The organism is Mycobacterium sp. (assembly GCF_049683355.1).
Taxonomy (GTDB): Bacteria; Actinomycetota; Actinomycetes; order Mycobacteriales; family Mycobacteriaceae; genus Mycobacterium.
Map to the genome: position 1 here is coordinate 1 of NZ_JBAUJB010000075.1, position 8,060 is coordinate 8,060.

7 protein-coding genes and 1 pseudogene are annotated in these 8,060 nt (G+C 63.7%); 5 read left to right on the plus strand and 3 right to left on the minus strand.

All coding sequences use genetic code 11. The annotated features are described in order from the left end of the window. Both WA944_RS04485 and WA944_RS04490 read left to right on the plus strand, forming a co-directional pair. The coding region (locus WA944_RS04485; RefSeq protein ID WP_526646439.1) for an amidase family protein at nt 1-712 on the plus strand (712 nt) is incomplete at its 5' end. Further along, complete coding sequence (locus WA944_RS04490; RefSeq protein ID WP_526373716.1) at nt 709-1,215, plus strand: DUF3830 family protein; 507 nt, start codon at nt 709-711, stop codon at nt 1,213-1,215. The genes WA944_RS04485 and WA944_RS04490, both read left to right, overlap by 4 nt. Here WA944_RS04490 and WA944_RS04495 read toward each other — a convergent pair. After that, nucleotides 1,203-2,501, minus strand: coding sequence for an acyltransferase family protein (locus WA944_RS04495; protein WP_526610722.1), 1,299 nt, complete (start codon nt 2,499-2,501; stop codon nt 1,203-1,205). The two genes, WA944_RS04490 and WA944_RS04495, sit on opposite strands and share 13 nt — an antisense overlap. A 318-nt stretch (nt 2,502-2,819) precedes the next feature. On the opposite strand from WA944_RS04495, the gene WA944_RS04500 reads away from it, so the two are divergent. Next, a complete protein-coding gene (locus tag WA944_RS04500) occupies nt 2,820-3,185 on the plus strand; it encodes a hypothetical protein (protein WP_526373719.1) in 366 nt (121 codons plus the stop codon). Between the two features lie 165 nt (nt 3,186-3,350). Beyond that, nucleotides 3,351-3,707 (plus strand): PASTA domain-containing protein, encoded by a 357-nt coding sequence (locus tag WA944_RS04505; protein ID WP_526373721.1) that lies wholly within the window; start codon nt 3,351-3,353, stop codon nt 3,705-3,707. Nucleotides 3,708-3,732: 25 nt separating this feature from the next. Here WA944_RS04505 and WA944_RS04510 read toward each other — a convergent pair. After that, nucleotides 3,733-3,933: pseudogene (locus tag WA944_RS04510) on the minus strand (transposase); the annotation flags it as partial. A gap of 536 nt (nt 3,934-4,469) precedes the next feature. Between WA944_RS04510 and WA944_RS04515 the strand changes: the two are divergent. Then, nucleotides 4,470-6,251 carry a cellulase family glycosylhydrolase gene (locus tag WA944_RS04515; protein WP_526374943.1) on the plus strand — a complete coding sequence of 594 codons (1,782 nt, stop codon included), beginning with the start codon at nt 4,470-4,472 and terminating at the stop codon, nt 6,249-6,251. Between the two features lie 44 nt (nt 6,252-6,295). Here the strand turns inward: WA944_RS04515 and WA944_RS04520 are convergent, their stop codons facing one another. Then, entirely contained in the window at nt 6,296-7,786 is a 1,491-nt protein-coding gene (locus tag WA944_RS04520; protein ID WP_526374945.1) for a sugar transferase, read from the minus strand. Nucleotides 7,787-8,060 lie beyond the last annotated feature (274 nt).

Below are 8,060 nucleotides of genomic sequence, written 5' to 3' on the forward strand. Positions count from 1 at the left end.
CTGGGCCGCGATGCCGACGCCGACGACCTCGTTCCTCGACGGGCTCGACGGCGGGGTGTCTGGGCTGCGGGTCGGGTTCTCGCCGAACCTCGGCTTCGTGCGCAACGACCCGGACGTCGACGCCGCGGTGCGCGCCGCCGTGGCGGTGCTGGCCGACGCCGGCGCGGTGGTCGACGAGGTCGACCCGGGGTTCACCGACCCGGTGGAGGCGTTCCATGTGCTGTGGTTCTCGGGGGAGGCCAAAGTGCTGCAGGGCTACGGCGATCTCGCGGGATTGGCGGGCCGGGCCGATCCTGGATTGCTGCGCACCGCGCAGATCGGGGAGACGCTGTCGGCGTCGGACTATCTGGACGCGACCGCGGTGCGAATGCAGTTGGGGCAGTTGATGGGTCGGTTCCACCAGACCTACGACGTGCTGGTGACCCCGACGCTGCCGCTGCCGGCGTTCCCGGTGGGCCGGGATGTGCCGGACGGCTCGCCGTCACCGGACTGGACGAGCTGGACGCCCTACACCTATCCGTTCAACATGACCCAGCAGCCCGCGCTGAGCGTGCCGTGCGCGTTCACCACCGCCGGCCTGCCGGTCGGTTTGCAGATCGTCGGCGCCCGGCACGCGGATGCGCTGGTGCTGCGGGTGGGGCAGGCTTACCAGTCGGCCACCAACTGGCACCGGCGCACGCCGACACTGATGACGCAGAAGGAGCACCGTTGAGCAGGTTGATCACCGTCTCGCTGGACAAGCGCGGCGTGACGTGCACGGCCCGGATGCTCGACGAGCAGGCACCGCGCACGTGCGCGGCGGTCTGGGACGCGCTGTCTGAAGGGCCGCTCTCGGCGCCCGTGTTTCACGGCAAGTACGCCCGCAACGAGATCTACACGCTGTTGCCGGCGTTCGCCGCGGCCGATCCCGGCAAGGAGAACACCACGGTGACACCGATCCCCGGCGACCTGTGCTGGTTCTCGTTCGACTCCGACACCCTGGGCAACCCGGCGTACGGATACGAGAACACCACCGGCACCGGCACCACCGGAGCGATCGTCGACCTCGCGCTGTTCTACGGCCGCAACAACCTGCTGATCAACGGTGACCAGGGCTGGGTGCCCGGCAACGTGTTCGGCGAGGTGGTCGACGGCCTCGAGGAGATGGCCGCGGCCTGCCAGGACCTTTGGCTCGGCGGGGTGCGCGGGGAGACGCTGAGCTTTCAGCGCGCCTGAACCACGGCGGCAGTCTCGGTGGGGGCGGCAGGCTCGAACGCGTCGGGCCGCATCGCGTAGCTGATCAGCGCGACCGCCACCAGCCCCAGCGCCGCAACGGCGGCGACCTTTGTCGACAACTCGGGCTTGAAGAGGCCGTGTCTCATGGCATCTCGGGCGTCGCGGATCGCTTCCCGGCCCGCGTAGCGCATCGGGATCTCGACGAAGTGGTAACACGCGATCGCCAGCCCGAAGCTCAGTGCCAGCACACACACGTAGAAGTAGGCGCTGGTTTCCATCATCGTGGCGAGGAAGATGCTCACCGGCCAGTGCACCAGGTACAGCGCAAACGAGATGTCGCCGAGGTAGGTGCTGACGCGGTTGCGCAGCAGCGGCTGAAATCTCGGTTCGGTGCCGACGCCGGCCGCGACCACCATGGCGGCACCGGCCACCGGAAGCAGCGCCCACGGGGCCGGAAAACCCGCCGCGTTGTCGCCGATCAAGAACAGACTCGCGACGATCACTGCCAGCCCCGCCCAGGACAGCAGCGGCCGCAACATGTCCGGCATCGTGGCGAGCCCGGCGACTGCGGTGGCCAGCAGGGCGCCGATACCCAACTCCCACACCCGGGCGAAAGTCCCGTAGAACGCCCAGGACGGTGACGTCGCGGAAAGGTAGAGCGCCCACGCCAAGGATGCGGCGGCGACGAGGCCGATGATGGCGCCGGCGAGCGACATCCAGCGGGTGCGCGACCAGGCCTTGCGGATGACGATGAGTGTGGCCACGAAGATCAGGGCCGGCCAGATGAGGTAGAACTGCTCCTCGATCGACAGCACCCAGAAGTGCTGCACTGGCGAAACCGATTGGGCCGCTACGAGGTAACCCGCGCCGTCGGCGGCAAAGTGCCAGTTGGCCACGAAGAAGAACGCGAACAGCGCGTCGATGCCGGTTTCCCGCGCGCCTGGCGGCGGCAGCACATACATCGACGCGACCCACGTCGCGATCAGGACTACGGTGGCGACGGGGACGATGCGTCGGACCCGGTTCCAGTAGAAGTCCCGGAAAGCCACCGCTCCGTACTGCTCGGTGTGGCGCAGGAGGCTGTCGGTGACCAGGAAGCCGGAGATGACGAAGAAGACGTCGATGCCGACGAAGCCGCCCTGCGGCCATCCCCACAGGTGGTAGGCCACCACCGCCAGGACCGCGACCATCCGCAAACCCTGGATGTCGAGTCGAATGTTGGCTCGTTCTGCACGCCTGCGACGACGCAGTGACGATTCTCGATAACGTTCAATGACAGTGGTCATTGTTGAGCCCCCCGGCAGAAATGTTCTCGTGCGTCAGATCTTCGCCTAGTCCTGATGGTCATGCACGTCGGCTACAGGTCGGTGATCCGCGTCACGTCGGCTCTATGGCGATTTCGGCCCGGCGGGTCTTGCTGCGTGGTTCCTGGATCGTTTCTGTTGATGTGCTGGGGATTCCGGCAACAGGGGACCCCAGGCCATATCGTTACTGGCAATCCGCTGATTGCTGAGTCACCGTCGACTCGGCCGACTGGTGCAGACTCCAGCGTGGGAATCAGGCACTGCGGCAATCGTTTTGAAACTCACATGGAGGAATGATCGATGAAAAGAAAGATCATTGCGGCCGCAGCGACAACCTGTGCGGTGGCTGCCGGTGTGATCGGGACTGCTGGGCCCGCGGCGGCGGCCAGGGACGGAATGATCTACACGCCGGGATCCAACGACATGTCGTGGGTGATGCCCGACCTCGACGGAATGGTGCTCAAGCACGCGATGATCACCGTGCAGCACGTGACCGAGCCGGTAGTCCTCGACATCAGGACCGTCGCCCGGGGATCCCAGCTCGTGATCAACCAGGAGGACTGGGTGGTCTGCGGGCAGTCCCCGAAAGAGGGCGCCAAGATCTCACACGAGACGCTCAAGGTCACCCTCGCCGTGCAGCGGCCCCACGACGAAAGCTGCGCATAGGCAATAGTTGCGCGCCTCATGTCACCCCTCCCGGTGTCGGGGTCTGCGGAGCCTGATCTAAAGTCGTGGCTGAGCAAAGCCGACGAGACCGTTTTGTTACCGAAACCCGGCGTCAATTCGGTTAGTGTTCATCAGGGGTTGGGCTTAGACGTGAGGGGAGATGTAGTGCGCAAGCAAATCGTCGGTGCAGTCGCTTTGACGTGCGCAATGTTCGCGCCGACAATCGGATTCGCAGCGCCAGCGATGGCTGTGCCGCCAGTGCCTCAGGCGCCTTCGGAGGTCTGGGTTATGCCGAATGTGCGGAACATGGTGCTGAGCCAGGCAGTAAAGGCAATCCGCGAAGTCACTGGTCCGGCGGATATCGACCTCAGAGTGTTCGACATGAAGAACGGCCAACAGGTCATCAATCAATCGAACTGGTCGGTGTGCGCACAGGGGCCGTCGGCCGGGCGCCAGATTTCGCAGAAGACCATGCGGGTCATTCTGTACGTCAAGCGGTTTAACCAATCTGGTTGCACCTAGCGTCCGCTCAGCGGGCAGCCCCCTACGGGTCCGGTGATCGGGTCACCAAGTACAGGCATTTCAACGCGGCCTGCTTGGAGGGGAAGTTGCCCCGGGCCTTCACCGCGGTGTAGATCGGTTTCACATCAATGATGCAGGTCTGCGCGCTCGCTTGCGGCCACACGTTGCCCACGACCTCCGGCAGTCCCGTCAGTCCGTCGCACACGACGAGGAAAGTGTCCTCGAGCACCGCTCAGCGTGTCAGGTCAGAAACACCGTTATCTCCACAGTCCCGGATGCCAGTTATCGTGAACTACGTCGTTATGATTTAAATTCAGCAAATATCCTTGGATGACGCGATCCTTTGCGGTAGCGCAGGCACAATGCAATTGTTCCATATGAGGCGGCCGATGCAACTTAGACGGTGAGGTTGCTATCGAGAGCTCGACCTGGTTGGCAGGACAGTCTTGAGCTGTGTATTTGTTCGTGATCTCGACGTCTGACTCGTCCTGTGTTTCGCTTCTAATTGGGCGGCACGGTCCGATTTCGTGTTGGCCATGAAGTGCACGGTTCGTTGTGGTGGAGTTTCTGTCCGGTTGCATGTGATACACCGCAATGCAATGTCAGTGTCAGGACAATGCGCAGACAGCAACTGGAATGTGGGCTATCTTGGGCGCAGTTCTTCTCGCCGCTTCTCATTTATTGGTATTCGGGCCGGGGTAATCCATGGACTGGCGGATATGCGCTGTCAGACGGCGGCTGGCCGTCAACTGCGTGGCGGCGATGGCAGTCTCCGCCGTCTGGTGCTCCTCGGCGGGTCAGGTACTGCCTGCAGTGGCCCGCACGGCCAACAATGGCTACGTGCTGATGGCCGCCGTCGACCAGAGCAAGTCCGCGGTGGGCATCTCGGAGCCCTACTGGTCGTACGGACTAGGTGACATCGAGGCCGACATGGACGCGATGGTCGCCATGGGGGTGACGAACGTCAGAATCCAGATCCCATGGGTATATGTCGAGCCGGACGAGGGCGTCTACGACTGGGCTCAGATCGACGAGATCGTCGCGGCTGCCGACGAGCGGGACCTGGGAATCGTTGCCATCGTCAGTCACACGCCCGGTTGGGCCGGTGACGGAGGTGTCAACTCGCCACCTGATCCCGCTGTCTATGCTGACTTTGCCGGCCAGGTTGCGGAGCGCTATCAGGGGAGCATCACCGCGTATGAGGTTTGGAACGAGCCGAATGGCGCAATGTTCTACGAGCCGACGGACCCGGAGGCATACTCCGAAATGTTGCAGGCCACCTACGCCGCGATCAAGGAGGTGGATCCGGAGAACTTGGTGATCGCCGGTGTACTGGGTTCCACCGGAACGGTTCCGGGAGTCTCCATGAATCCGGTCGAGTTCGTTGAGGGCATGTACGCGTCAGGCGCCAAGGACTACTTCGACGTGTTGTCGTTCCATCCGTACGCCTATCCGCTGGGGAGCGAGTTCTCGGACGGCGCCGGCTGGCCTGGCTCGGCCTACGAGCAGCTGCAGGGGATCTGGGCGGTCATGGAGGAGAATTCGGATCCGAAGCAGATCTGGGCGACAGAGTTCGGCCTCCCGACGATCGGCGATACTGACGAGGCCGGCCAGGCTGCCGTCATCACGGATTTCCTCGCTGCTTGGTCTGAGTTCAGCTATACCGGACCGATGTTCATCCACACCACCCGCGACCTCGATTCGGGTTCGGATTCGGCCGAGGACAATTTCGGCATCTTCTACACCAACGGCGACCCGAAGCTCGCGGTCGAGGCGATCGAGGAGTGGATCGCGGCGCTACCGCCGACCGAGGAGCCTGAAGATCCGCCGACCAGTCCCGGTTATGACCTGGGTACCGCGTTGCAGACATTTGTGGCGAATATGGTCGGTCACGCTGCGGCTTTCTTTCGAAACATCGCTGACGCCGTCCGCCGGATCATCGGCGCTATCGTTGATTCCGTGGTAGCTCCCTTCGCAGGGTTGACATCCAAGGTGACTGATCAGCCGCAAATGTCCGCGCCTGAGACGGCCGAGCCATCGTCGCTGTCGGGTGGGACCACCGAGACTGCCGGTGAATCGGAGACGGCCGGCGATGTACCCGAATCGCAAGTCGACGGTCCGGCCGCAGGTTCGGAGGATAAAGAGGGGGAGCAGACTTCGGCAGAGTCCCGGGCGGCTGAGGGGGCCACTGCTTTCGAGGAGGATGCCGTTGACGCACCCGATGCCGATCCCGCCGATGTGGTGGATTCCGAGACGGACGATGGCGAGGTCAGCGACGAAGCCGTCCCCGAAGACGTCGACGAAGACGCTCTCAGCGAGGGCGAGGAAGTCGATCTCGCCGAGGACGACGAGACCGCGACGGCCGCGAATCAGTCCGAGGCCGGCGACGAAGCCGATAGCGGGGACGAAGCCGATAGCGGGGAGGATGGTTCGGCCGGATCGGCTTCCGGTGAGGGCACGGCCCGGACTTCGTCGGCAGGCGCGCGCGCTGAAAGCGCCGGGTCCGAGAGCGACGGTGGGTCGCAGAGTCGTTCTGCGGCTTAGTCTTAGCCGGGCACGCCGCCCCGCGGACGTCGCGGGCGTTGGTGTTAGTAGGCTCCCGCCCCCCGAAGCATCGGCCGAACGGTCTTCAGCACGATCATCAGATCGCTGATCAACGACCAGTTCTCGATGTAGAAAAGATCGAGGCGCACCGATTCTTCCCACGAGAGATCCGATCGCCCGCTGACTTGCCACAATCCGGTGATACCGGGAAGCACCAGAAGTCGGCGCCGTAGCTGATTGTCGTAGCTCGCGACCTCGCGGGGCAGCGGAGGTCGGGGCCCTACGACGCTCATCTGGCGCCGGAGGACGTTGATGAACTGTGGGATCTCATCGATGCTGTACTTGCGCAGAAACTTTCCGACGGCGGTGATTCTTGGGTCGTCCCGCATCTTGAACAGAATGCCGCCTTCGAAGTCGTTGAGGCTCAACAACTCGTCAACGTGCTTGTCGGCGTCATCGACCATCGTGCGGAACTTGAGCATTTGGAAGGTGCGTCCGTCCAAGCCGACACGCTCCGACCGGTAGAAGACCGGCCCCCGACTCTCGGACTTGATGGCCAGAGCGACAATCGCCATCAGCGGTGCCGCTAGGAGCAGCACCAGGGCCGAAAAGCACACGTCGAACGCGCGCTTCTCGAACCGTTTGGCGCCGCGGTACTGAGGCTTCTCGAGGTGGATCAACGGCAGGCCGGCTACGGGCCGCATCAGCATCCGGGCACTGGCCACGTCGCTGACGCTCGGGGAGACCACCAGGTCCACCCCCTCCTTCTCGAGCATCCACGACAGATCCCGGATACCTTGCGGGCCAAGATGTTCAGTCGCTGTCAGTGCGACGGTGTCGATGTTGGCCGCGGCGATGACCTTCTCGATTTCGGTTTCGTCGCCGAGTACCGGGAAGTCTCCGACACCGGGAACCGTCAGCGCGGACTCGTCGCTGCCCCCGGGTATGCAGATGCCGACGACCGAGTAGCCGTAATCCGGGTTGCGGGCCGCCGACTCGATCAACGACGACACCGAGCGCCGTTCGCCTACTGCCAGAACGGAATGCAGGAACTGTCCTTGTCGGCGCCGCTTGGCTACCGCCGAGCGCCAGAACTTCCTGCTGAGCATCAGCCCGGAGAGCCCGGCGGGTAGCGCGATGGCGAGATAGCCGCGCGCGATGTCGAGCTGCAGCAGCATCGAGACGATGGCGATGAAGCCGAACACCGACAGCGTTGCGGTCCAGACGCGCCGGTATTCCTCGGCGCCCGCACCGATGACCCGGGGAGACCTGGATCGATTCGCGGTGAGCCCGAGCAGCCACACTACGATGACGGCGATCGAGACAACGGTGTAATCGACGTTCCAGTAGCCGAGACGATCACCATCTTGGCCGAATCTGATGCGTTGGGCGAGGAACACTGCGACGACGATGACCACGGCATCGGAAACTGCCAGCCACGTGACATACCTGGACTGCCAGCCCTTTCGATCAGGCGGGGTCAGAATATCTGGCTGCCCGTGCTGCCGGGCATCGCCGGGGTGCGTTGTGGTCATACGACCCAATTACCTCCGCTTCCCCCGATTCCGCTTCCCCCGATTCGGTTCGATTGTTCAGTACATGATGGCATGTGCACTCTCGACATGCGACTTCACGCGCAAAGTGTGATGCGTTCGCCAGATCTGCGGGGTGCGGAGGATTAGCGCCGATTTCCACGCAACTGGTTCGGGGCAAGGGGTCAGGTGATTTCGTAGTGGAGGGTGCGGTTTGCCCACCAGGGGACTCGGGTGTCTTGGGGGAGGTCGGCTTGGCGGAGCACGGGCGCGTAGG